Below are 22,553 nucleotides of genomic sequence, written 5' to 3'. Positions count from 1 at the left end.
CTTCGGAAAGATTTCGGGGCGATTACATCCGTACTCATCGCTCGATGCACACGGGGTTCCCTGTCGACGGCACGTGAGAGGAACGGGTCCGTGAGGTCAATCGTGTCAACCGCTCGAACGTCACTGCTGGCGGTGGCTGCTCTCGTCGCCGCCACGCTGCCGGGCGTGCTCGCCGACCCGTCGCCGGCCTCGGCGGCGGTCCAGGCGACCTACTACGTCGCCCCCGACGGCAACGACGCCAACCCCGGCACGCTGGCATCTCCATTCCGGACGGTCCAACGCGCACGGGACGTCGTACGGACGGTCAACGCGAGCATGACCGGCGACATCACCGTCTACCTGCGCGGTGGCAGGTATCCGGTAGGCGGCACCATCGAGTTCGGCGCCGGTGACTCCGGCACCAACGGCTTCCGGATCAGCTACGCCGCCTACGCGGGGGAGACACCGATCCTGGACGGCGGCGTTCAGGTGACCGGGTGGACCCAGCACAGCGGCAACATCTGGAAGGCCCCGCTGGACCGCTCCACCAAGCTGCGGGCGCTCTACGTCAACGACAAGCGCGCGTACATGGCGTCGAAGACGGTCGGCTCGGCCGGGTGTTACGGCACGTACACCGTCACGGCCGGTCAGGCCGACTGGGCCTGGGAGTCGGGCTCCCAGTGCGACGGTGCCAAGTACAACCTGGCCGACTTCCCCGCCATCGCCCGCAACCACGACGACATCGAGATCGAGACGGGGACGACCTGGACGACGGCGATCGTCGGCGTCCGCCAGGTGACCACGAGTTCCGACGGCGCGAACCGGGTGGCCCTGTTCCAGCAACCGGGTGCGGCGATCGCCCAGGGTGCGTTCAACGGCAACGCCCAGGTGGGCGGCACCCACAAGCTCATGAACGCGTACGAGTTCCTGGACGCCCCGGGCGAGTTCTACTTCGACAAGAGCAGCAGGACCGTCTACTACTACAAGTCCAGCACCGAGAACATGGCGACGGCCGCGGTCTACGCGCCGAACAACGTGTCCACCCTGCTGCGGGTCGCCGGGACCTCGACGAGCAGCCACGCGCGCAACATCTCGTTCTCCGGCCTGACCGTGCAGCACTCCGACTGGAACCTGTTCTCAGTCGCCGGCTCGTCCTTCAAGCAGGCGCAGCAGGGCAACCTCGGCGCGCAGGCGTACGCGAAGGGCAACTTCCACGTCTACTACTACCGCAACGTCGACGTGACCCCCGGCATGGTCCAGGTGCAGAACGCCGACGGGATCCTGCTGCAACGGAACCGAATCCAGCACTCCGGCGCCGACGGCATCAGCCTCGTCAACGACGTACAGAACACGCAGTTGATCGGAAACCACACCAACGACATCGCCGGCTCCGCCATCGACGTCGGCCACCCCCAGCACGTCTACATCGGAGACGGCACGTCGACCAACCGCGAGAAGTACTCCCCGCAGGTCGAGGGGCTGCCGAAGAACATCGACATCAAGAACAACTATGTGTACGACAGCGCGGTCCTCTTCAACGGGCACAGCCCGATCTCGGCGTACTTCGCCGACACCCTCACGATCCAGCACAACCGGATCGAGAAGAGCCCCTGGTCGGGCATCACCCTCGGCTGGGGCTGGTGGAACTTCGACGGATCATCAGGCTCGATCGTGCCCAACCGGCCGACCACGACGGCGCGGAACAACACCATCAGCTACAACCACATCATCGACACGGTGCAGCGCCTCAGCGACACGGCGCCCATCTACACGCTCGGCAGTCAGCCGGGGACCACGATCACCAACAACTATCTCCAGGGCGTTCCCTCAGGTCACAAGTACGGCCTGCACCCGGACGAGGGATCAGCGTTCATCACGTTCCGCGACAACGTCCTGAGCATCGACAAGAACGTCACCTGGATGATCAATTCCGACGACTTCGGGCGCAAGCACGACCTGAGCATCACGCAGATCTACGGCCCGATCAACAAGGTCTCGAACAAGAACCTGCCGAACAGCACGATCGGCGACATCCTCGTCTCCTCCGACTACGTCTGGCCGGCGGCGGCGTACGCGATCGCCGCGAACTCCGGCCTCGAGGACGCGTACCGGGACATCCTCCCGGCGAGCACCTTCTCGGCACCGAACTACGTGCTGCCGGCCAGCACCTTCGTCACCAGCGCCACGGCGTCGATCCCGATCCGGAGCACGGGTGACGCCACCAGGTCGGTCTGGCTGGCCCCCTCCGGCACCACCACCTTCGTCGCCGGGCCGACGATGACCAGGGCGTCAGGCACCGCCACCTCCATCGCCGTGCCGACGTCGCAGGGGGAGTACCGGCTCTACGTCGTCGACGCCCAGGGCAACCGGTCGGCGGAGTCGACAGCCATCGTGCGGCAGCAGAGCGGCGGCGGCACGCCGCAGGGCGGGCAGCTCGTGGGCGGCCAGTCCGGTCGCTGTGTCGAGGTGCCCAGCTCGACGACCACGAACGGCACCCAGGTGCAGCTCTGGGACTGCGGCAGCGGCACGAACCAGCGGTGGACCGCTACCAGCGGCAGGCAACTGACCGTGTACGGCAGCAAGTGCCTGGACGCGTCCGGGGCGGGCACGGCCAACGGCACCCAGGTCATCATCTGGGACTGTCACGGCGGGCTCAACCAGCAGTGGAACGTCAACGCCAACGGCACCATCACGAACGGCCAGTCCGGGCTCTGCCTCGATGCCAACGGCGCCGCCACCGCCAACGGCACGAAGCTCATCCTCTGGTCGTGCAACGGCGGCTCCAACCAGCAGTGGAGCCTGCGCAACTGACGGACCCGACGCCGGTCCTTTCCGGCGACGAAGGCTCCGGCCTGGTGGTTTCTCCACCGGGCCGGAGCCCCTGCCGCTCCGCCCCACCTGCGCCGGGCACCGTGTCGGAGGGCCGCGCTACCTTCTCCGCCATGCCGATGATCACAATCGCCGATGAAGTGACCGGAGCGCCGGACGGACCTGAGTGGACCATGGAGGTCTTCGAGGAGTCGGTACGCCTCGACGAGTTGATCCGGCGGCGCACATTCCTGGAGATCGCCGAGTCCGGCGCGGACGTCGACCCGCAGGAGCGGACGCGGGCGGCTCTCGACGCGTTTCGCCGCAACGGGTTCGTGGTGCTTGTCGACGACCGGCAGGTGACGGCCCTGGACGAAAAGGTCCGCCTGCACGCGGGGTCGCGGGTGACGTTCCTCAAGCTCGTGCCGCTGGTGGGTGGCTGAATGGACACGTACGACCCGGAGCTGGCACTGCGCGACGTGGTCACCACCGTCAGGGGTTGGTGCGAGCGCAACGGCCAGACCCTCAACGCCGTCGACGGGCAGGACTTCGTCCGTCGGGTGGCCACGGTCTGCGGCTGGGCGCCGGCGGGCACGGGGTCCGCGCTGCTCGCCGCGCTCAACGATCCGAACGGGCCGTATGATCTCGCTCCGCCGCAGGTCGAGCTGCTGCCGGAGGCCACGCGGCAGGGCGAGTTGCTCGCCGCCGCCGTGGCGGATCTGGACGGCCGCGACGCGGACCAGGATCGCCGTCGTGCCGCGGCGATGACGGTGGTCGACACCCTGCCGAGACTGGCGTACCGGATCGAGACGCCGTGGGATCTCGCCCGCCGAGAGATGTGGGCCCGGGCGGAGCAACTGCTGGCCGCGCAACCGGCGTCGGTCCGGCAGGCGGTGTTCGACGCGTTGACGGTGCCGGGGGAGAACAGCGACGGGCGGGGCACCCTGATCAAAGCTGTGCGCTCCGGCGGCGGGCTCGACGGCGCCGTCTGGCTCGATCGGCTCGGCGGTCAGGCGTGGTTGGGCTTCGGTTACTGGAGCACGCAGCTCAAGTGGTTCACCTGGGAGTCCATCCAGGCGGAGGCGTCGGTCGGGCGGGTGAACCCGGCGGCGCTGGCGGCCTGGCGCCGGACCCGGATCGAGCGTTCGCTCAGCGACATGAGCGACGAGGCCGACCGGATGTGGCCGATCCCCAACGTCGGCGAACAGTGGGCCGACCGCGCGATCGCGGACGTCGAGGCGATGCCGGCGGACCGCAGGTCCGCGTGGCAGGCGCTGCTGGCCCACTGTTCGGTCGAGGCGGACAAGGCGAAGCCGTCGGCGGGCTGGCGCAAGCAGGCTCGGCCGCTGCTCGACGCGGTGGGCGGCGACGAGTTCACCGTCCGGCTCGACGACTGGCTCCCGCTCGTGGGGCAGGCGCGTACCCTGCCGCTGCGCATGACCACGTGCTGTCCCGGCCACCTCGCGGACGTCCCGCCCCGGATGATCGACCGCTACAACGTCGGGCTGCTGTGGGGCCTGATCTGGCTGCGGACGATTCTGCCGTCGTCGGAGCAGACCCTGCGCAGCCTCGGCCAGATCGCGGAACGGGCCGCCCGCAAGATTCCCGGCCACGGCCCGGCGAGCCCGAAACTGGCGAACGTCGCGGTCGCGGCGCTCGTCGAGACCGATCATCCCGCCGCCCTCGCGCAACTGGCCCGGCTGGCGTCGCGGCTGACCTACAAGAGCACGCTGCGCATCGTCGAGAAGGGTCTGGCCCGGCACGCCGAGGCGCTCGGCGTCAGCCGCGAGGACGTCGAGGAGATGGCCCTGCCCGGCTTCGGGTTGCCGCTCGGCGACAAGCTGGGCGACTGCTCGTACGAGCTGGAGGTGCGCGGCGTCGACGCCGTACTGGTGTGGCGCAACGCGGACGGCAAGGTGGTCAAGGCCCCACCGGCACAGGTGCGCAGCGACCACGGCGACGAGCTGAAGGAGTTGAAGGCGACGGTCACCGACGTCGCGGCGACGCTTGTCGCCACCCGCGACCGCCTGGAAGGGCTGCTGCGGCGTGACCGGTCGTGGACCGTCGAGCAGTGGCGGGAGCGTTTCCTGGACCACCCGCTGGCCCGGACGCTGGCCCGGCGTCTCATCTGGACCGTCGACGGCGTGGCCTGCTGCTGGGATGACGGTGCCCTCCGGACGGTGGACGACGCGGTGGTCGAGCCCGCCGACAGCGCCACGGTCCGGCTGTGGCACCCGGTCGACGACCCGGCAGCGGTCCGCCCCTGGCGGGACTTCCTGACCCGGCACGCGGTCACCCAGCCGTTCAAGCAGGCACACCGGGAGCAGTACCTGCTCACCGACGCCGAGCGGGCCACCGGCACGTACTCCAACCGGTTCGCCGCGCACATCGTTCGCCAGCACCGCCTCAACGCGCTGCTGTCCCGGCGTGGCTGGTCGTACGTCCAGCACCGCAACGACGGCGCCAGCTACGACCTGCCCTGGTTGGCCCTTCCCGACTGGGGTCTGCGCGCCCAGCTGAACGTCGCGGGCATCGAGGACCGGGGTGACGACGCGGTGTTCGACACGATGGCCACCGACCAGCTGTGGTTCGTCAGGGGTGAGCGCACCCCGGTGCCGTTGGAGGAGGTTCCGGCGGTGGTGCTGAGCGAGGTGATGCGCGACGTCGACCTGTTCGTGGCCACGGCCGGGGTGGGCGCCGACCCGAACTGGTACGACGGTGGCCCCGCCGGCCGGTACCGCGACTACTGGTCGCGGAACAGCTTCGGCGACCTCACCCCGACCGCCCGGACACGCCGGGAGGTGCTGGCGGAGCTGATTCCCCGGCTGGCGATCGCCGACCGCTGCGCCGTCACCGACAGGTTCGTCGAGGTACGCGGGGATCTGCACACGTACCGTATCCACTGCGGCTCGGGCAACATCCTGATCGCCCCTGACGACAGGTACCTGTGCATCATCCCGGACTCGGCGAAGGCGAAGGAGCCGGAGATGTTCCTGCCCTTCGAAGGCGACAGCCGACTCGCCGAGATCATCAGCAAGGTGCTGCTCCTGGCCGCCGACAAGAAGATCAAGGACCCGGTGATCCTGCGTCAGCTCTGAGATGTGGGCGGAGCAGGAGGCGGCCGGCACTAACGCGGGGGCGAGAGGTAGAGCCTGGTCCCGCACCCCGTCTCGCCCGGCGCCAACCAGGCGGGGTCGTACCCGGGCGACTCGACGGCCCCGCCGGCGGTGCGGACCAGCAGGAGGCATTCCCGTTCGGCGGGTACGCCCACCGCTGCGACGAGGGCACCCTCGTGGGTGGCCGTGTCGACGGTGACGTGCCGCTCGGGGAACGCCGCGCGCACCGCACCGGCGAGCGTGCTCGGTGTGGCGGTGCGCAGGGCCGCCGTGAGTCGGGCGAGCGCGTCGTCGGGTAGTGCCGGAACCGGTGCGGCGCTGGGCACCGGCGGTGTGGCCACGACCGGGCAGTCGATCTCCTCGTGGGACGTGGCACTGTGCAGTTCGAGCAGGTAGCGGTAGCACCGCGTGGCCTGCCCGGCGGAGTGGCCACCGTCGCCGAAGGGCGACCCCTGGTCCTCGGCCACCGTCACGGCGATCCGCACGTCGATGACGGCCTGCTCGTGGGGCGCGGTCCGGCCCGACCAGGCCAGCGCCTCGATCCGGACGGGAGAGCTGTCGCCGGCCGCCACCGGGGGGAGACCCGTCGCGGCGATGTACTCGGCGTCCCGGATCCGGTCGCCGTACCCGAGGTCGGCGACGAGGCGTCCGGCTTCGGCGGCCGCCATGTCCCGGGCCATCTCGTCGCCGTCGCCGTAGTCCGCGCATCCGCTCAGCAGCAGGCAGGCCACCACCGCCAGCGCGCCGATCCGGAGAGGAGGTGCCATGGCGTCGAGCATGCCTGCCGGCGCTGGCAGCGGGATGAGTGTTCGTACTCATCCCGCTGCTTCTGTGGCAGCATCGACGGGCGGGGTCGGACCGTTCTAGGGGAGTGGGCATGGCACTGGGACCTGTGCTGGTGGTCGGTCTCGATCCCCTGAGGATCTCGGGTTGGGACCCGGAGCCGGTGGTGGCGGCGATAGCCCGCGGTCAGGCCCGCTTCGGAGAGCACGGCATCGAGGCCGACCTGTGCCTGGTGGTTCCGGACGAGAGCGCCGAGGCGGCGATCGTCGAGGCGCTGACCCGCAGGGAGTACGCCTGCGTGGTGGTCGGCGGCGGTATCCGCAAGCACGAGCCGCTGCTTCCGCTCTTCGAGAAGGTGGTCAACCTGGTCCGGCAGCATGCCCCGGGCGCGGCGATCGCCTTCAACAGCAGTCCCGACGACACCGCCGACGCCGCCCTCCGGTGGCTGCCCGGCGATGCGCGGGAGCGCGGTGGCCAGTGACGCCGCCCCGACCGGCAACCCGGACACGATCCTGATCTGCGTGCGGGGCAACTCGGGCTCGGGCAAGAGCAGCATCGGCCGGGAGTTGCGGCGTCGGCATGGCCGCGGGTGTGCACTCGTCGAACAGGACTACCTGCGCCGCATCGTGCTGCGCGAGCGGGACCGGCCGGGCGGGGTGGCGCCGGCGTTGATCGGGCAGACCGTCCGGTTCGCCCTGGACCACGGCTACCACGTCGTGCTGGAGGGCATCCTGCACACGAGCCTCTACCGGACGATGTTGACGAGCCTGCGGGACGGCCACCGGGGACTCTCGTTGTTCTGCTACCTCGACGTGTCCCTGCCCGAGACCCTGCGCCGGCACCTCACCCGCCCCCAGGTCAACGAGTTCACCGCCGAGTACATGAGTGGGATCTATGACGCCCACGACGTCCTGGGCTGGGCCGGCGAACTCGTCCTGCCGGAGAGCACCACGCTGGAGGGGGCCGTCGAGGCCATCGCCGCGGCCGCCGGGCTGCCCCAGACCGGACGTGGGGACGACCTTCCGGTCGTCCCCTGAGCCCGGTGACGCGTCAGCGCCGTCGAAGGGCCGGGTCGAGCAGGGCGGGCGGGGTGTCGAACTTCTCCTGCGGGGCGAGGTCGACGCCCGGAGCGACGATCGCGTCGATCGCGTCGAGCACGTCGGCGGAGAGGACGGTGTCCGCGGCGTCGAGCTGGGAACGCAGATGCTCCATGGTGCGGGGGCCGATGATCGCGCTGGTCACGGCCGGGTGCGCGGTGACGAAGCCGAGCGCGAGCTGGATCATGGTCAGGCCCGCCTCGTCGGCGACCGCGGCCAGCCGCTCGACGGCGTCGAGCCGGGCCTGGTTGGCGGGGATGGTGGTGTCGAAGCGTTGCGGCAGCACGGCCGAGCGGTGGGTGCTGATTTCCCGGCCGGAGCGGATCGCGCCCGACAGCCAGCCCGAGGCCAGCGGGCTCCAGGCCAGAACGCCGAGCCCGTACTCCTCGGTGACGGGAAGGACGTGCGTCTCGATCCCGCGTTGCAGGATCGAGTAGCTGGGCTGCTCGGTGACGTAACGGCCCAGGTGGCGGTCCCGGGCGGTCCACTCGGCCTGCACGATGCGGTACGCGGGGAACGTCGACGAGCCGAAGTGGCGGATCTTCCCGGCGCGCTGGAGGTCGGTCAGGGCGGACAGCGTCTCCTCGTCGCTGGTGCGCGGGTCCCAGCGGTGGATCTGGTAGAGGTCGACGTGGTCGACGCCGAGGCGGCGCAGGCTGTTGTCCAGCTCGGTCACCAACCAGCGCCGCGAGCTGCCCTGGTGGTTGCGTTCGTCGCCCATCGGCATGCCGGCCTTGGTGGCCAGCACGATGTCGTCGCGGCGGCCCGCGATGGCCTTGCCCACCATCTCCTCCGACTCGCCCTGGCTGTACATGTCGGCGGTGTCGACGAGGTTGACGCCGGCGTCCAGGGCGGCGCCGACCAGGGCGGTGGCCTCGTCCTGGGTGACGCGTCCCAGGCTGCCGAAGTTCATCGCGCCGAGCGCGAGGGTGCTGACCTGTACGCCGGTGCGGCCCAGGGTGCGGTACTGCATGACTGTCCTCCACGAAGGGTTGGCTGGCGAATAAGCGGATCGCCGTTCCGTTAACCACTCTACGGAACGTTGTTCCGTTTGCCAACCCGGCCCCTCTGATGTGGCACGATTTGGGCCGTGACCAGCACACCTGCCGAGGAGCAGCGGCTACGCGATCTCGCGCGGCTGCGCCGCGTCCGGGACCGGATCGACCGGGAGTACGCCCAACCACTTGACGTCGAGGTGCTCGCCCGGGGCGAGCACATGTCGTCGGGGCACCTCAGCCGGGAGTTCCGGCAGGCGTACGGGGAGTCCCCGTACAGCTATCTCATGACGCGACGTATCGAGCGGGCGATGGCCCTGCTGCGCCGGGGTGACCTGAGCGTCACAGATGTCTGCTTCGCTGTCGGTTGTTCCTCACTGGGCACCTTCAGCACCCGCTTCACCGAGTTGGTGGGTGTCCCGCCGAGCGTCTACCGACGCGAGGCGGTACGCGCGACCGCCGGGATACCGTCCTGCGTGGCGAAGCAGGTGACCAGACCGATCAGGAATCGAGAAGCAGCGCACGTCCAGCCGCACCTAGCCTGAGTGACATGGACATCAGCATTCACTCGAGCTTCCTTCCGCACAGCGACCCGGACGCCTCGCTGGCCTTCTACCGTGACATCCTCGGTTTCGAGGTGCGCAACGACGTCGGATACCAGGGCATGCGCTGGATCACCGTCGGCCCCGTCGGGCAGCCCGACACGTCGATCGTCCTGCACCCGCCGGCCGCCACGCCCGGCCTGACCGACGACGAGCGCCGTACCATCGCCGAGATGATGGCCAAGGGCAGCTACTTCGGTGTGAACCTGGCCGCCACCGACCTGGACGAGACGTTCGGGACGCTGGAGCGTAGCGGCGCCGAGGTGGTCCAGGAGCCGACCGACCAGCCGTACGGCGTGCGGGACTGCGCCTTCCGCGACCCCGCTGGCAACATGGTCCGCATTCAGGAGAAGCGCTGAGCGGTCGCCGGGGCCGGGTGGCAGATGGAGACACGATGAAGAAGCCGTCCGGGCCGCACGCGGCCGACAGCCACGACCTGATCCGCGTGCAGGGCGCGCGCGTCAACAACCTCCGGGACGTCAGTGTCGAGATCCCGAAGCGCCGCCTCACGGTGTTCACGGGCGTCTCCGGCTCGGGCAAGAGTTCCCTCGTGTTCGGCACCATCGCCGCCGAGTCGCAGCGGATGATCAACGAGACGTACAGCTCGTTCGTGCAGGGTTTCATGCCGACCCTGGCCCGCCCGGACGTCGACCTGCTGGACGGTCTCACGACGGCGATCATCGTGGACCAGGAGCGGATGGGCGCGAACTCCCGCTCGACCGTCGGCACCGCCACCGACGCGAACGCGATGCTGCGGATCCTCTTCAGCCGGCTCGGGAAGCCGCACATCGGCTCGCCCAACGCGTACTCCTTCAATGTCCCTTCGGTGAAGGCCAGCGGCGCGATCACCGTCGAGCGCGGCGCGGGCCGGACGAAGACCGAGAAGGCGACCTTCACCCGCCTGGGCGGGATGTGTCCGCGCTGTGAGGGCATGGGCTCGGTCACCGACATCGACAGGTCCGCGCTGTACGACGACACCCTGTCGCTCAACGAGGGCGCGATCACGATCCCCGGTTACAGCATGGAGGGCTGGTACGGCCGAATCTTCCGCGGCTGCGGCTACTTCGACCCGGACAAGCCGATCGCGAAGTACACCAAGCGGGAGCTGGACGACCTGCTGCACCGGGAGCCGACCAAGATCAAGGTCGACGGCATCAACCTGACGTACGCCGGCCTGATTCCGTCGATCCAGAAGTCCTTCCTGTCCAAGGACATCGATGCGTTGCAGCCGCACATCCGCGCCTTCGTGGAGCGGGCGGTGACGTTCACGACCTGCCCCGACTGCGGCGGGACCCGGCTCAGTCAGGCGGCCCTGTCCTCGAAGATCAAGGGCAGGAACATCGCCGATGTCTGCGCGATGCAGATCAGCGACCTGGCCGCCTGGGTGCGGGGCCTCGACGAGCCGTCGGTGGCGCCACTCATCAAGGGGCTGCAACACCTCCTCGACTCGTTCGAGGAGATCGGGTTGGGCTACCTCTCGCTCGACCGCCCGTCCGGCACGCTCTCCGGTGGTGAGGCGCAGCGCACCAAGATGATCCGTCATCTCGGGTCGTCGCTCACCGACGTCACCTACGTCTTCGACGAGCCGACCATCGGGTTGCACCCGCACGACATCGCGAGGATGAACGAGCTGCTGTTGCAGTTGCGCGACAAGGGCAACACCGTGCTGGTCGTAGAGCACAAGCCGGAGGCGATCGCGATCGCCGACCACGTCGTCGACCTCGGTCCCGGCGCCGGCACGGGAGGCGGCACGGTCTGCTACGAGGGCAGCGTCGAAGGGCTGCGGAGCAGCGGCACCATCACCGGCCGCCACCTCGACGACCGGGCCCAGCTCAAACCGGCGGTGCGCAAGCCCACCGGGGCGTTGGAGATCCGCGGCGCCAACGCCCACAACCTCCGTGACGTCGACGTCGACGTTCCACTGGGGGTGCTCTGTGTCGTCACCGGCGTCGCCGGGTCCGGCAAGAGTTCGCTGATCCACGGCTCGATCCCGGCCGGCGCGGGAGTGGTGTCGATCGACCAGGGCGCGATCCGCGGCTCGCGGCGGAGCAACCCGGCCACCTACACGGGCCTGCTCGACCCGATCCGTAAGGCGTTCGCCAAGGCCAACGGCGTGAAGCCGGCGCTGTTCAGCGCCAACTCCGAGGGCGCCTGCCCGACCTGCAACGGCGCCGGGGTCATCTACACCGACCTGGCGATGATGGCCGGCGTCGCCACCACCTGCGAGGACTGCGAGGGCAAGCGGTTCCAGGCCTCGGTGCTGGAATACCACCTCGGCGGTCGTGACATCAGCGAGGTCCTCGCGATGTCGGTGTCGGAGGCCGAGAAGTTCTTCGGCGCGGGCGACGCTCGTACGCCCGCCGCGCACGCCATCCTCGACCGGCTCGCGGACGTCGGGCTCGGCTACCTCAGCCTCGGCCAGCCGCTCACGACACTGTCCGGTGGCGAGCGCCAGCGGCTCAAACTGGCCACCCACATGGCCGACAAGGGCGGCGTCTACGTCCTCGACGAGCCGACAACTGGCCTGCACCTGGCCGACGTCGAGCAACTGCTCGGTCTGCTGGACCGGCTCGTCGACTCGGGCAAGTCGGTAATCGTCGTCGAGCATCACCAGGCGGTCATGGCGCACGCGGACTGGATCATCGACCTCGGTCCGGGCGCCGGGCACGACGGCGGCCGGATCGTCTTCGAGGGCACCCCCGCCGACCTCGTGGCCGCCCGCTCCACCCTCACCGGAGAGCACCTGGCGGCGTACGTCCGCTCCTGAGCCCCCCAACGGCGTCGGGGCCGGGGACCACGCGTCCCCGCCCCGGCACGGTGTGAGACGCCGATTCCCGGGTAGTCGCCGCCGTCGGATCTAGCGGCGGGAGACAGGGTGGAAACCTACCCGGCACTGGAGGAGCACGGCCTGATCGGCGATCTGCAAACCGCGGCCCTCATCACCGCCGACGGTACGATCGACTGGTTCTGCGCACCCCGTTTCGACTCCCCGAGCATCTTCGGCGCCCTGCTGGATCGCCGCACGGGTGGGCACTTCCAGCTCGCACCCGACGGCGTCGCGTACACGAGCAAACAGCTCTACCTACCCGGCACGCCGATCCTGATCACCCGTTTCCACAGCGCGGACGGTGTGGGCGAGATGCTGGACTTCATGCCCGTCACCGGCGCGGAGGCCACCGACCAGCACCGGTTGATCCGGCTGATCCGGATGGTGCGGGGGACGATGCGGTTCCGCTTCGACTGCCAGCCCCGGTTCAACTACGCCCGGGACGCGTGCGAGATCGACGTGCACCCCGAGGGCGACGTGTTCCGTAGCCCGACCATGAGCCTCACCGTCACCCCGTTCCGGAACGTCGAACGGCTGATCGGCGTGGACGGAGTTCGCCGGGACGCGGAGGGCGTGTCCGCGCGGTTCACGCTTCACGCCGACGACATCGGCGGGGTGGTCCTGGAGACCGCCTGCCCGCACGCGCCCCGGGCGCTCAGCACCGAGGAGGCGTGCGAGCTGCTCGCCCAGACCCGCGACTACTGGCGGCGGTGGCTCGACCATTCCCGGTACACCGGCCGGTGGAGGGAGATGGTCGAGCGGTCGGCGATGACGCTCAAGCTGATGACGTACGCCCCGACCGGCGCCCTGGTGGCCGCGCCCACCACGGGGCTGCCGGAGCAGGTCGGTGGGCAGCGGAACTGGGACTACCGCTACACGTGGATCCGGGACGCGTCCTTCTCGGTGCACGCGCTGCTCCGGCTGGGCTTCACCGACGAGGCCGCGAAATATCTGCACTGGCTCGACGCCCGCATCCGGGACGCCCGGGACGGCGACCTTCCCCTACAGATCATGTACCGCATCGACGGCTCACCCGACCTCCCCGAGGAGGTGCTGGGCCACCTGGAGGGCTACCGCGGCTCGGCGCCCGTACGCATCGGCAACGGCGCGGCCGACCAGTTGCAGCTCGACATCTACGGTGAGGCGCTGAACTCCCTGGAACTCGCCGACCGGAGTGGACTGATCGCCCCGCACGAGGGATGGCGTAAGACGGCCGGGCTGATGGACTGGCTCTGCGACCACTGGGATCAGCCCGAGGACGGCATCTGGGAGACCCGGTCCGGCAGGCAGGACTTCACGTACGGGCGGATGATGTCCTGGGTGGCGCTGGACCGCGCCGTCCGCCTCGCGCAGCGCCGGGGTCGCCCCGGCGACACCGCCCGCTGGGCGATCCAACGCAACGCCATCTACGAGCAGGTCATGGCTCGTGGCTTCCACTCCGAGCGTCAGGCGTTCGTGCAGCACTACCAGACCGACATCCTGGACGCGTCGCTCCTCGCGATGCCCGGGGTCGGCTTCATCTCGGCGAGCGACCCGATGTGGAGGTCGACCCTGCGGGCGGTGGACGCCGACCTGGTCTCCGACAGCCTCGTCTACCGCTACGACCCGAGGGCCTCCCCGGACGGGCTGGCGGGCACCGAGGGCACCTTCAGCATGTGCACCTTCTGGTACGTACAGGCCCTCGCCCAGGCGGGCCGGATCGACGACGCCCGGCTGACCTTCGAGAAGATGCTCACCTACAGCAGCCCGCTGGGCCTCTACTCGGAGGAGATCGCCGCCACCGGCGAGCAGATCGGCAACTTCCCGCAGGCGTTCAGCCATCTGTCGCTGATCAGCACCGCGTCCCACCTCGACGAACTGCTCGACAAGCGCCGCTGTCCCTAGAAGAGTGTGAGCGGTCCGACAGGTATCGGATCGGGCAGCGGGTCGAGCCCGGGCACCCGCGCCCGTACCTCGTCGTGGAAGCGGCGGGCGAGCACCGGCGCGTCGGCGTTGTCCGGGGTGTGGACGAACACCGTCGGCGAACGCCCTTCTCGCAGCCAGTCGACTGTGACGTCGACCCAGCGCCGCCACCCCTCGACGGTCCGCGTGGTGTCGTCACGACCGAGGTAGCGGACGATCGGCCGGTCGGTCAGCGCCGCCGTCCGCAGCGGCACGCGCGGCTTCTTCATCCAGGCGTCCCGCTCCGCGTCGCTTGCCGGCGGGGTGGTGAAGAACGCGGTGGTGTCGAACGGGATCCACTCGGCGTCCGTGTCGGCGAGGGTCTGTTCGAGGAGCCGGATCGCGCCGGCGTCGGTGAAGAACGCCGGGTGTCGGACCTCGACGGCGTACCTGTGGGATCGGGGAAGCTGGCCCAGGAACCGGCCCAGGGTCGGGACGTCGGCGGGGGAGAACGAGCCGGGCAACTGGACCCAGAGGGCGTGGGTACGCGGGCCGAGTGGCTCGATCGCGTCCAGGAAGGCGCGCAGCGGCTCCCCGTTGTCGGTGAGCCGGCGTTCGTGCGTGACCACCTTGGGGAGTTTGAGAACGAACCGGAATTCCGGGTCGGTCTGCGCGGCCCACGACGCCACCGTCTCCCGGGCCGGAGTGGCGTAGAACGTCGTGTTTCCCTCGACGGCGTCGCACCAGCCCGCGTAGTGCCGCAGCCGCTCCTGCGGCGGAAGCGGATGTTCCAGCAGCCGGCCCTGCCATGCCCGGTGGGTCCACATCGCGCACCCCACGGCAAGCCGCACGACCGCCTCCCTCCGCCGCACCGCGCCCGACCGGAGCCCACGGTATACGCGCGCCGACGCGACCGGGCCGACAGGTGTGGCGGGTAGGGTCCGACGCCATGCGTCTGCTGTTCGCCAGCCTCGCCTCCGTCGGCCACACCTACCCGCTGATCCCACTGGCGGTCGCCGCCCGGGACGCCGGCCACGAGGTGCACTTCGCCACAGGTACGGCGGTGCACGAGCCGCTTGCCGCGAACGGCCTGCGACCGTTCCGTCCGGGCGACGCCTTCTACGAGGTGTACGCCGAGGATCTCGAACCGGAGCTGGCCCGGCTGCGCCCGGATCTGGTGGTGCACGAGTGGGGGCTGCCCGGGGCGGCCGTCGCGGCCCGACGGGCCGGTGTCCCCGGCATCTGGCACGGGTTCGGCCGGATGTTCCCCGACGGCATCGGGCTCGAACGGCCGACCGGGAACGCGGAGGTCGTCGGCCGCCCGCACGTCGACATCTGCCCGCCCTCGCTCCAGGACAGGGACTTCATCGCCACCCAACGGCGGATCGGGCTGCGGCCGGTCCCGTTCTCGCCGCCGGGCCCGCTGCCCGACGTCGCCGGTCGCCAGGGCTCCCGACCGTTGGTCTACCTGACGCTCGGTACGGCGTTCGGCACGCCGGAGCTGTTGACCACTGCCATCGCGGGGCTGGCGACGCTCGGCGTCGAGGTGGTGGTCGCCGCCGGTCGGGTGGGGCCGGAGGAACTCGGCGACGTTCCCGACCGCGTCACGGTGCGTCGATGGCTGCCGCAGGCGGAGCTGCTGTCGCATGTGGACCTCGTGGTGCACCACGGCGGCAGCGGCACGACCCTCGGCGCGCTCGCGGTGGGCGTACCGCAGCTCATGCTGCCGCAGGGCGCCGACCAGTTCGCCAACGCCGACGCGGTAAGCGCCGCTGGTGCCGCCCTGCGCCTGCTTCCGCACGAGGTGGACGTGGCCGCCGTCGCCGAGCAGGCCCGCAGGCTGCTGCCGCGGCACGGCGGGACCGAGCACCGCGACGCGGCCCGCGCGCTCGCCGGGGAGATCGCCGCCATGCCCTCGCCGGCGACCGTCGCGCGACACCTGCCGGAGTACGCCGCGACCGCCTGAAGCGTCAGGGGACCGCTCATCGTCAACTTCTGGTTGACGAAAGGGTATCGTCAACCTATGGTTGACGTATGACGGATCCCATCCAGATGAGCAACACGGTCAAGCTCGACGACCTCATCCAGGCCATCAAGAAGGCGCACACCGACGCGCTCGACCAACTCACCGACGCGGTCATCGCGGCAGATCACCTCGGCGAGGTCGCCGACCACCTGATCGGGCACTTCGTCGACCAGGCGCGACGCTCGGGCGCCTCCTGGACCGACATCGGCCGCAGCATGGGGGTCACCAAGCAGGCGGCGCAGAAGCGTTTCGTGCCGAAGGCCACCGACGCGGCGGCGCTCGACCCGAACGCCGGCTTCGGCCGGTTCACCCCACGGGCCCGCAACGTGGTGGTGGCCTCGCAGGAGGAGGCCCGGGCCGGCGGTCATGCCGAGATCGGGCCGGAGCACCTGGTGCTGGGCCTGCTGGCCGAGCCGGAGGGGCTGGCCGCCCGGGTCATGGCCGGTCGCGGGGCCACCCCCGAGGGGGTACGCCAGGCGGTCGGCGCCGCCCTCCCGCCACCGGCCGACCAGGTCCCGGACCTCATCCCGTACGACGCGCGCGGCAAGAAGGCGCTGGAGCTGACCTTCCGGGAGGCGCTGCGCCTCGGGCACAACTACATCGGCACCGAGCACATCCTGCTCGCCCTGTTGGAGCAGGAGGACGGCTCCGGTGTGCTCAGCGACCTCGGCCTGGAGAAGTCGGCGGTCGAAGCCGACCTCTCCGCCGCGCTCGCCGCCGCCGTCGCGCAGAAGTGACAGGCCCCGGTCAGGAGACGTCGGGGAAGCCGTAGCGCAGGGCGTGCTCCGGATCGGCAGGGTCGATCTGGCGTACGCCCGCGTCGGCGAGGCGCTTGTTGACCTCGTCGAGCCGCTCGCGCACCAGGCGGGCCTCCTCCTCGGTGACCCGCCCCCGGTGCGGCTTGCCGGCGTGCTCCAGCGTGCCGTAGTCGATCTTCTCGGCGCTCTTGCGGGTCTTGGGTGGGCGGACGCGCTCGGCGGTCTTCAGCAACTGCGCCATCGGCACGTCGGTCGCCATCGCGTCGAACTCGCTGGCGGTCAGCACCACCCGGCGGGGTTCGCCGCCACCGTGCCGGTCGTGGATCTCGACCACGGCGACGTCCAGGGCGGCGTCGTCGATGTTCTCCACCTCGGCGGGGGTGGCGTCCAACTGCACGGGCCCGGCGACCAGGTCCGGGTGCTCCAGGACGACGACGCGCACCGCCTCGTCGTCCTGCTGCAGAACGGTGCCGGTGAAGTCGGAGACGTGGATCGTCTTCTTGCCCATGCGCGGAGCTTCTCCTGTCGTAGGCCGGATGCCGGACCACAAGAAATTACCCGACAGGTGTGCGAAAGCCGCCGCTGGACCTCCACCGGTGTGTCGTTCGGCGCCCGCTGGCCGACACCACCTCACGCACGAGCGTGGTGGGTCAGTGCGTGTTCAGGCCGTGCCTGCTGGAGCTGCCGATGCGCAGTCTGTTCAGTTCGCCCCACGACATGCCGCCCGTCGCACGCCACCCGTGGTGACGGGGTTGGACCGGAAGGTGTTCCAGCGCCTCCGCTGGCCACCAGAGTCGCTCCGGGTCCTGGTGGTGGCTGTCGTTCGGCTGATTCGGCATGGCCATACCGTCCCAAACAAAGGTGTCCATGTATGGAAATACCTATGACGGTCAATAGTTGCGGTCGGTTCCCGGATCTCCGGCCCGGGGTGGTCCCGGTCACTGGCGGCATACCCCCGGGGGGTATAACGTGTCGGGCATGGAGAACACGAATCCGACCCGACTGGCCATCGCCGCGACGCTGCACTGCCTGACCGGCTGCGCCATCGGCGAGGTGCTCGGCATGGTCATCGGCACCGCTCTCGGCTGGTCCGACCTGGCCACCATCGCCCTCGCCGTCGTGCTGGCCTTCGTCTTCGGCTACGCGTTGACGATCCGTCCGGTGCTCCGCTCGGGCCTGCCGCTCGCCCGGGCGATCCGGGTGGCCCTCGTCGCCGACACGGTAAGCATCGCGGTCATGGAGCTGGTCGACAACGGCGTCATGCTCGCCGTGCCGGGCGCCATGCGAGCCGGCCTCGCCGACCCGCTGTTCTGGGGCAGCCTGGCCGGCGCGCTGGCGGTGGCCTTCGCGGTGACCGTGCCGGTGAACCGCGCCCTGATCGTGCGGGGACGGGGGCACGCGGTGGTGCACCAGCACCACCACGGCGGCCACCACCCCACCGCACCGACGGCGTCGTGACCCCCGCCCGGCGGCCCGGGGGATCGCCCGCCGGGCGGCCCCGCCCGGCGTACGGTGATCCACGACGGGCCGGGTGACGGGGAGGTGCTTCATGCTCGACCGGCGGCTCCACCTGCACCTGGCCACCTGGCTCGGACAGTGGCCGGCGGGGCCGGGCCTGCACGTGGTCGGTTCGTACCGACGGGCCCTGCCGGCCTGGGACGGTCGACTGCGTCCGGCGCTCGCCGTCGACACCGGGCGCAGCGCCGTGCTCTCCGTGGCGCCGGACCGGGTGGACGCGGTCCGCACGCTGGCCCACGGCACGCCGGGCCGGCTCCTGGGCGCCCTGCCGCAGGCGGTCGGGCTACCGCAGTGGTGCGTGCACGACGGCCCGTTCCGGTGGAGCCTCGCTCCCGCGCCGCTTCCCGACGTGGGGGAGTGGACCGCACCCACCGCCCCCGGGCTGCCGCAGTGGCTGCGGCTGTTCGACAGGCAGGTGCTTGTGGTCCGCGACGCGGACGGCACCTACCTGGCCGGGTTGGGGATCAAGCGGCACGACGCGTACGGGCGGGAGTTGGCAGTCGGCACCGTGCCCGCCGCCCGAGGTCGCGGCCTCGCCCGTCGGCTGGTCGCGCAGGCGGCGCGGCGGGTGCTCGACGAGGGAGCGGTGCCCACCTACCTGCACGAGCGGGACAATCTCGCCTCCGCCCGGGTCGCCGACGCCGCGGGTTTCCCGGACCGGGGCTGGCGTGCGTACGGGGTCTACCCGCGCTGACCTCGCGTCGGGCGCGGACCGTGGATCCCGGGCCGGATCCACGGTCCGCGACCTCCCCCCAGGTCCCGGTTCGGGCGACCGCCCTCGCGCGCGGGGCGGGGCCGGTCCGTGCCGATCACGCTACGTATCGAGCACACTCGGTGCAAGGCGTGAGCTGTCGGTTCGGAGTGTCGAATAGTGGACTTGACCTGCGGCTCGACCATGCCGAGGGTGCGCGCCGGGTCAGTGACGTAGCGTGCGGATCAGGTCGAGCACCTGCCGGGTCACGGGGCGCAGGACCCGGAGCCGGGACAGCGCCGTGAGCCGGTCGATGAGCGGGACGACGCCGTCGATCAACTGCCTGGTCTTGGTCTGCCCGGGCGACCGGTCGTGCACCCAGTAGAGGACCACGCCCATGTACGCCAGCCAGAGCAGCTCGGGCAACTGCGGACGCAGGTCGGCGTCGACCTTGGCTGTCGAGCCGTCCAGCACCTCGGCGAAGAGGGCGATCGCCGCCTCCCGGGGGCCGGAGGACTCCGCGGAGAAGGGGCTGAGCGGCGAGGTCGGCTCCGCCGCCGTCTTGAAGAAGGTCGCCGCGAACTCGTGCGACGGCGTCAGCACGTCGATCCCCGCGTGCAGCACCCCGGCCAGCCGGGCGCCGAACGACTCCTCCCGGTCGAGCACGGGCTGAGCGGCGGCCCGGTGCTCGACCTGGGACTGGGCGTAGAACTCCTGGATCAGGTGGTCCTTGGAGCCGAAGTAGTAGTAGGCGTTGCCGACCGCAACGCCTGCCTCCTGCGCGATGGCCCGCATGGTGGTCTGGGCGTAACCGCGCTCGCGGAACAGCCGCATCGCGGTGTCCCGGATCAGCTGCCGGGTCTGCTCGCCACGGGCGGTGGCAGGATCACCCGCAGTGGTCGTCGGCGCAGGCTGCTCGGTCATCCGGGCCACCGTATCCCGCCAGCTCGTCGGTCGGCTCGACCCGTGGGTCGCGGACCCGCTCCCGGATCGCCGAGGCGGCGGCCACCACCTGCCGGGCGAGCGGCATCAGGTGGGGGCGGGCCAACCGTTCGGCGGTGGACCGGTGGTCGGCCAGTGCCCAGAGGCAGGCGAACCAGGCGCCGTCGCCCGCGTACACCTCGCCGGTGTCGGCGACAACGGTGAGGTCGCGCAGGGTGGCGTCGTGGTCCAGGCCGGGGAAGCGCCGCCGGGCCTCGACCGACCCGGCCGCGACGAACTCCAGGGGTACGAGTTGGGCGCGCGACGCGAGCCACCGGCGGGCGGCGCGGCAGAGCGGGCAGGACGCGTCGAACAGGACCGTGAACCCCCGGATTCCACCGCCCCCGTGTGCGGTGGAATCCGGGGGCCGGCCGGTGCCGTCGGTCGATGGCCCGGTCATCGGGTCGGCGGTGGACCGGCCGGCCCGCCGCCCGGCTGCGGAGTGGTCGGGTGCGGACCGCCCGGGTGGGGGGCGACGGGGTAGGGGCCGTGCGGTCCGGTCTGCACGGGAAGCCTGCCGATCGGTGCGACGGGCGGGTGGGTGGCGAGCTGGCGGAGCCGGTTGCGGCGGTAGCGGCCAAGCGCGAACACGTTGAAGAAGTGCAGTGCCCCGAGTACCAGCAGCACCAGCCCGATCTTGAGGGACAGCTCCTCCATGGCCTGGCTGGTCGAGAGCACCGGGTCGTCGTGCTTCATCGCCACCGTGACGTAGCCGAGGTTGAGCAGGTAGAAGCCGACCACCAGGAGGCTGTTGACCGCTCGGGCCAGTCGTTCGTCGGAGAACACCTCCTCCAGGAAGACCTGGCCGTTGCGCGACAGGGACCGGGCCACCCAGATCGTCAGGCCGACGCTGACCGCGAGGTAGACCAGGTACATCCAGACCTTGGTGTCCATGGGGGACGCTCCTCTTGAACGCGTTCAACTACCGACGCCATCAGCGTAGGTGAGTTCTTGAACATGTTCAAGAGTGTCCGGACGGTGGACGGCTCAGCCGGCGAGCCCCAACGCCTCGGCCGCCGCCCGCCCGTTGGCGTGGCTCGCGCCGTACGTGGTGACGAACGCGCGGACGCCGTCCGGACGCCACTGTGCCGGCCAGCCCATCTCCACAACGGTCACCGGATGCCCGGCGGCCAGGCCGGAGATCAGCTCCGGCCCCCCGGGCAGGCGGTGCAGGTGACGACCGACAAGCACGATCGGCCGGTCACCGGCCAGCCCCCGCAGCGTCGCCGGATCCGTCTCGGCCGCCACCACCCGGATCTCCTCGATCCCGTCCAGGTGTGGGCCGAGACCCCACGGCACCCGCCCCTCGGCGATTGTGGACTCGGTGTGCAGTTGCACCACGAGAGGGCGGCCCAGGCCGGTGAGGACTCCGTCCACCTGCACCGCACGGCGTGCCGCCGCGTACCCCAGATTGGTGTCGACGGTGAGCGGCGCGGCGCCCGCGCTCCGGGTCCAGGCGGCGAGCGCGGCGGCGCGGCCGGCCGCCTCCTCGACCCGGGCGGTCGCCAACCGGCCGTCGCCGAGCGCGTCGACGATCTCGGCGGCCACCCGCTCGACGAGGTCCGCGTCGACAGTCGCGCCGATGCAGAGCAGGTCGGCGCCGGCGGCCAGGGCCCGCACCGCGGCCGGCCCGACCCCACCGGCCGCCACCGCCGCGCCCTTCATCTCCAGCGCGTCGGTGACGACGGTGCCGGTGAAGCCGTACTCGGTGCGCAGCAGGTCGACAAGCACGGCCCTGCTGAAGGTCGCCGGCCCGTCGCCGGTCAGCGCCGGCACCCGGATGTGCGCGGTCATCACGGCGCGCGCCCCGGCGGCGATCACCGCGGCGAACGGGGGCAGGTCCCGCTGCCGCAGCAGGCCCGGCGGGACGTCCACGGTGGGAAGCTCGTGGTGCGAGTCGGTGACTGTCGCGCCGTGACCGGGGAAGTGCTTGGCGCAGGCGGCCACCCCGGCGGCCTGGAGGCCGGCCACGGCGGCGGCCGAGTGGGCGGCCACCCGCACCGGGTCGGCGCCGAACGACCGGGTGCCGATCACCGGGTTGTCGTCGGCGGTGTTCACGTCCACAGTGGGGGCGAGGTTGACGGTGATGCCGAGCGCGGCCAGTTCCGCGCCGATGGCCTGGTAGACGCGACGGGTGAGCGCCACGTCGCCGATCGCGCCGAGGGCGGCGTTGCCGGGGTACGGGCTGCCGGTGGCGTGCGCCAGCCGGGTGACGTCGCCGCCCTCCTCGTCGATGGCGATCAGCGCGTCCGGGCGGCCGGAGCGCAGCGCTGCAGTACTGGCCGCCACCTGGGCCGGGTCGTGCACGTTCGTGCCGAACAGGGTGTGCCCGGCCAGCCCGTCGGCCAGCAGGTCGACCGCCCAGTCCGGCGGGACCGGCCCCGGGTACGCGGCGAGCAGGGTGCCCAGCGCGAGCCGACGTAGTCCTGGATCCAGCCCCACGTGATCGTCCTCCTTCGGTGCCGGCGGGTCGCAACCTCGTACCGGCGGT

22 protein-coding genes are annotated in these 22,553 nt (G+C 70.9%); 13 read left to right on the top strand and 9 right to left on the bottom strand.

Going from position 1 to position 22,553, the window contains the following annotated elements:
* Positions 1–90: 90 nt before the first annotated feature.
* The 3 genes from ACZ6N8_RS01050 to ACZ6N8_RS01040 all read left to right on the top strand — a co-directional run bounded on the left by ACZ6N8_RS01050 (position 91) and on the right by ACZ6N8_RS01040 (position 5,885).
* Complete coding sequence (locus ACZ6N8_RS01050; RefSeq protein WP_466006758.1) at positions 91–2,790, top strand: ricin-type beta-trefoil lectin domain protein; 2,700 nt, start codon at positions 91–93, stop codon at positions 2,788–2,790.
* A gap of 131 nt (positions 2,791–2,921) precedes the next feature.
* Positions 2,922–3,230, top strand: a complete 309-nt coding sequence (locus ACZ6N8_RS01045) for a hypothetical protein (protein ID WP_466006757.1) — start codon at positions 2,922–2,924, stop codon at positions 3,228–3,230.
* Positions 3,231–5,885, top strand: coding sequence for a DUF4132 domain-containing protein (locus ACZ6N8_RS01040; RefSeq protein ID WP_466006756.1), 2,655 nt, complete (start codon positions 3,231–3,233; stop codon positions 5,883–5,885).
* Between the two features lie 29 nt (positions 5,886–5,914).
* On the opposite strand, the gene ACZ6N8_RS01035 is transcribed toward ACZ6N8_RS01040, so the two are convergent.
* Positions 5,915–6,670 carry a hypothetical protein gene (locus tag ACZ6N8_RS01035; protein WP_466006755.1) on the bottom strand — a complete coding sequence of 252 codons (756 nt, stop codon included), beginning with the start codon at positions 6,668–6,670 and terminating at the stop codon, positions 5,915–5,917.
* A gap of 110 nt (positions 6,671–6,780) precedes the next feature.
* Here ACZ6N8_RS01035 and ACZ6N8_RS01030 point away from each other — a divergent pair, with 110 nt between their 5' ends.
* Positions 6,781–7,167: a hypothetical protein gene (locus ACZ6N8_RS01030; RefSeq protein ID WP_466006753.1), complete on the top strand. Its 387-nt coding sequence runs from the start codon at positions 6,781–6,783 to the stop codon at positions 7,165–7,167.
* Positions 7,157–7,723 carry a kinase gene (locus tag ACZ6N8_RS01025; RefSeq protein ID WP_466006752.1) on the top strand — a complete coding sequence of 189 codons (567 nt, stop codon included), beginning with the start codon at positions 7,157–7,159 and terminating at the stop codon, positions 7,721–7,723. The genes ACZ6N8_RS01030 and ACZ6N8_RS01025 overlap by 11 nt, the downstream gene beginning before the upstream one ends.
* A gap of 13 nt (positions 7,724–7,736) precedes the next feature.
* Here ACZ6N8_RS01025 and ACZ6N8_RS01020 read toward each other — a convergent pair whose 3' ends face one another.
* Positions 7,737–8,756, bottom strand: a complete 1,020-nt coding sequence (locus tag ACZ6N8_RS01020) for an aldo/keto reductase (RefSeq protein WP_466006751.1) — start codon at positions 8,754–8,756, stop codon at positions 7,737–7,739.
* Positions 8,757–8,873: 117 nt separating this feature from the next.
* Between ACZ6N8_RS01020 and ACZ6N8_RS01015 the strand changes: the two genes are divergently transcribed.
* From ACZ6N8_RS01015 to ACZ6N8_RS01000, 4 genes are all read left to right on the top strand, one after another.
* Positions 8,874–9,323, top strand: a complete 450-nt coding sequence (locus ACZ6N8_RS01015) for a helix-turn-helix transcriptional regulator (protein ID WP_466006750.1) — start codon at positions 8,874–8,876, stop codon at positions 9,321–9,323.
* Positions 9,324–9,328: 5 nt separating this feature from the next.
* Entirely contained in the window at positions 9,329–9,739 is a 411-nt protein-coding gene (locus ACZ6N8_RS01010) for a VOC family protein (protein ID WP_466006749.1), read from the top strand.
* A gap of 35 nt (positions 9,740–9,774) precedes the next feature.
* Positions 9,775–12,147 (top strand): ATP-binding cassette domain-containing protein, encoded by a 2,373-nt coding sequence (locus ACZ6N8_RS01005; RefSeq protein ID WP_466006748.1) that lies wholly within the window; start codon positions 9,775–9,777, stop codon positions 12,145–12,147.
* Between the two features lie 108 nt (positions 12,148–12,255).
* Complete coding sequence (locus tag ACZ6N8_RS01000; protein WP_466006746.1) at positions 12,256–14,091, top strand: glycoside hydrolase family 15 protein; 1,836 nt, start codon at positions 12,256–12,258, stop codon at positions 14,089–14,091.
* On the opposite strand, the gene ACZ6N8_RS00995 is transcribed toward ACZ6N8_RS01000, so the two are convergent.
* The gene (locus tag ACZ6N8_RS00995; RefSeq protein ID WP_466007275.1) at positions 14,088–14,915 is read right to left on the bottom strand and encodes a DUF72 domain-containing protein; all 828 of its coding nucleotides are present in this window, start codon (positions 14,913–14,915) and stop codon (positions 14,088–14,090) included. The two genes, ACZ6N8_RS01000 and ACZ6N8_RS00995, sit on opposite strands and share 4 nt — an antisense overlap.
* Before the next feature lie 122 nt (positions 14,916–15,037).
* Between ACZ6N8_RS00995 and ACZ6N8_RS00990 the strand changes: the two genes are divergently transcribed.
* Positions 15,038–16,054, top strand: a complete 1,017-nt coding sequence (locus ACZ6N8_RS00990) for a glycosyltransferase (RefSeq protein ID WP_466006745.1) — start codon at positions 15,038–15,040, stop codon at positions 16,052–16,054.
* 68 nt (positions 16,055–16,122) lie between these two features.
* The gene (locus ACZ6N8_RS00985; protein WP_466006744.1) at positions 16,123–16,851 is read left to right on the top strand and encodes a Clp protease N-terminal domain-containing protein; all 729 of its coding nucleotides are present in this window, start codon (positions 16,123–16,125) and stop codon (positions 16,849–16,851) included.
* A gap of 10 nt (positions 16,852–16,861) precedes the next feature.
* On the opposite strand, the gene ACZ6N8_RS00980 is transcribed toward ACZ6N8_RS00985, so the two are convergent.
* Positions 16,862–17,380: a hypothetical protein gene (locus ACZ6N8_RS00980; protein ID WP_466006743.1), complete on the bottom strand. Its 519-nt coding sequence runs from the start codon at positions 17,378–17,380 to the stop codon at positions 16,862–16,864.
* A 142-nt stretch (positions 17,381–17,522) separates the two neighbouring features.
* The gene (locus ACZ6N8_RS00975) at positions 17,523–17,711 is read right to left on the bottom strand and encodes a hypothetical protein (protein ID WP_466006742.1); all 189 of its coding nucleotides are present in this window, start codon (positions 17,709–17,711) and stop codon (positions 17,523–17,525) included.
* Positions 17,712–17,850: 139 nt separating this feature from the next.
* Between ACZ6N8_RS00975 and ACZ6N8_RS00970 the strand changes: the two genes are divergently transcribed.
* Entirely contained in the window at positions 17,851–18,330 is a 480-nt protein-coding gene (locus tag ACZ6N8_RS00970; RefSeq protein ID WP_387112549.1) for a DUF4396 domain-containing protein, read from the top strand.
* A 91-nt stretch (positions 18,331–18,421) separates the two neighbouring features.
* Positions 18,422–19,084, top strand: a complete 663-nt coding sequence (locus ACZ6N8_RS00965; protein WP_364367185.1) for a GNAT family N-acetyltransferase — start codon at positions 18,422–18,424, stop codon at positions 19,082–19,084.
* A gap of 222 nt (positions 19,085–19,306) precedes the next feature.
* On the opposite strand, the gene ACZ6N8_RS00960 is transcribed toward ACZ6N8_RS00965, so the two are convergent.
* From ACZ6N8_RS00960 to ACZ6N8_RS00945, 4 genes are all read right to left on the bottom strand, one after another.
* The gene (locus tag ACZ6N8_RS00960; RefSeq protein ID WP_139583527.1) at positions 19,307–20,005 is read right to left on the bottom strand and encodes a TetR family transcriptional regulator; all 699 of its coding nucleotides are present in this window, start codon (positions 20,003–20,005) and stop codon (positions 19,307–19,309) included.
* Entirely contained in the window at positions 19,968–20,462 is a 495-nt protein-coding gene (locus ACZ6N8_RS00955; protein WP_364367181.1) for a thiol-disulfide oxidoreductase DCC family protein, read from the bottom strand. Before ACZ6N8_RS00955 ends, ACZ6N8_RS00960 begins: the two co-directional genes overlap by 38 nt.
* Positions 20,459–20,956 (bottom strand): hypothetical protein, encoded by a 498-nt coding sequence (locus ACZ6N8_RS00950; RefSeq protein ID WP_466006741.1) that lies wholly within the window; start codon positions 20,954–20,956, stop codon positions 20,459–20,461. Before ACZ6N8_RS00950 ends, ACZ6N8_RS00955 begins: the two co-directional genes overlap by 4 nt.
* Positions 20,957–21,049: 93 nt before the next feature.
* Entirely contained in the window at positions 21,050–22,504 is a 1,455-nt protein-coding gene (locus ACZ6N8_RS00945; RefSeq protein WP_466006740.1) for a glycoside hydrolase family 3 N-terminal domain-containing protein, read from the bottom strand.
* Positions 22,505–22,553: the final 49 nt, after the last annotated feature.

Source organism: Micromonospora sp. NPDC047521, from assembly GCF_055587305.1.
Note: the sequence above shows the minus strand (reverse complement) of the source record. Positions and strands in the feature narration are given on the sequence as shown.

Coding starts and splice junctions, on each gene's coding strand:
- ACZ6N8_RS01045 (WP_466006757.1), top strand. CDS start 2,922: ATGCCGATGATCACAATCGCCGATGAAGTGACCGGAGCGCCGGACGGA.
- ACZ6N8_RS00965 (WP_364367185.1), top strand. CDS start 18,422: ATGCTCGACCGGCGGCTCCACCTGCACCTGGCCACCTGGCTCGGACAG.
- ACZ6N8_RS01005 (WP_466006748.1), top strand. CDS start 9,775: ATGAAGAAGCCGTCCGGGCCGCACGCGGCCGACAGCCACGACCTGATC.
- ACZ6N8_RS01020 (WP_466006751.1), bottom strand. CDS start 8,756: ATGCAGTACCGCACCCTGGGCCGCACCGGCGTACAGGTCAGCACCCTC.
- ACZ6N8_RS00970 (WP_387112549.1), top strand. CDS start 17,851: ATGGAGAACACGAATCCGACCCGACTGGCCATCGCCGCGACGCTGCAC.
- ACZ6N8_RS00960 (WP_139583527.1), bottom strand. CDS start 20,005: ATGACCGAGCAGCCTGCGCCGACGACCACTGCGGGTGATCCTGCCACC.
- ACZ6N8_RS00955 (WP_364367181.1), bottom strand. CDS start 20,462: ATGACCGGGCCATCGACCGACGGCACCGGCCGGCCCCCGGATTCCACC.
- ACZ6N8_RS01040 (WP_466006756.1), top strand. CDS start 3,231: ATGGACACGTACGACCCGGAGCTGGCACTGCGCGACGTGGTCACCACC.
- ACZ6N8_RS01035 (WP_466006755.1), bottom strand. CDS start 6,670: ATGGCACCTCCTCTCCGGATCGGCGCGCTGGCGGTGGTGGCCTGCCTG.
- ACZ6N8_RS01010 (WP_466006749.1), top strand. CDS start 9,329: ATGGACATCAGCATTCACTCGAGCTTCCTTCCGCACAGCGACCCGGAC.
- ACZ6N8_RS00990 (WP_466006745.1), top strand. CDS start 15,038: ATGCGTCTGCTGTTCGCCAGCCTCGCCTCCGTCGGCCACACCTACCCG.
- ACZ6N8_RS01030 (WP_466006753.1), top strand. CDS start 6,781: ATGGCACTGGGACCTGTGCTGGTGGTCGGTCTCGATCCCCTGAGGATC.
- ACZ6N8_RS00995 (WP_466007275.1), bottom strand. CDS start 14,915: ATGTGGACCCACCGGGCATGGCAGGGCCGGCTGCTGGAACATCCGCTT.
- ACZ6N8_RS00950 (WP_466006741.1), bottom strand. CDS start 20,956: ATGGACACCAAGGTCTGGATGTACCTGGTCTACCTCGCGGTCAGCGTC.
- ACZ6N8_RS00985 (WP_466006744.1), top strand. CDS start 16,123: ATGACGGATCCCATCCAGATGAGCAACACGGTCAAGCTCGACGACCTC.
- ACZ6N8_RS00980 (WP_466006743.1), bottom strand. CDS start 17,380: ATGGGCAAGAAGACGATCCACGTCTCCGACTTCACCGGCACCGTTCTG.
- ACZ6N8_RS00975 (WP_466006742.1), bottom strand. CDS start 17,711: ATGCCGAATCAGCCGAACGACAGCCACCACCAGGACCCGGAGCGACTC.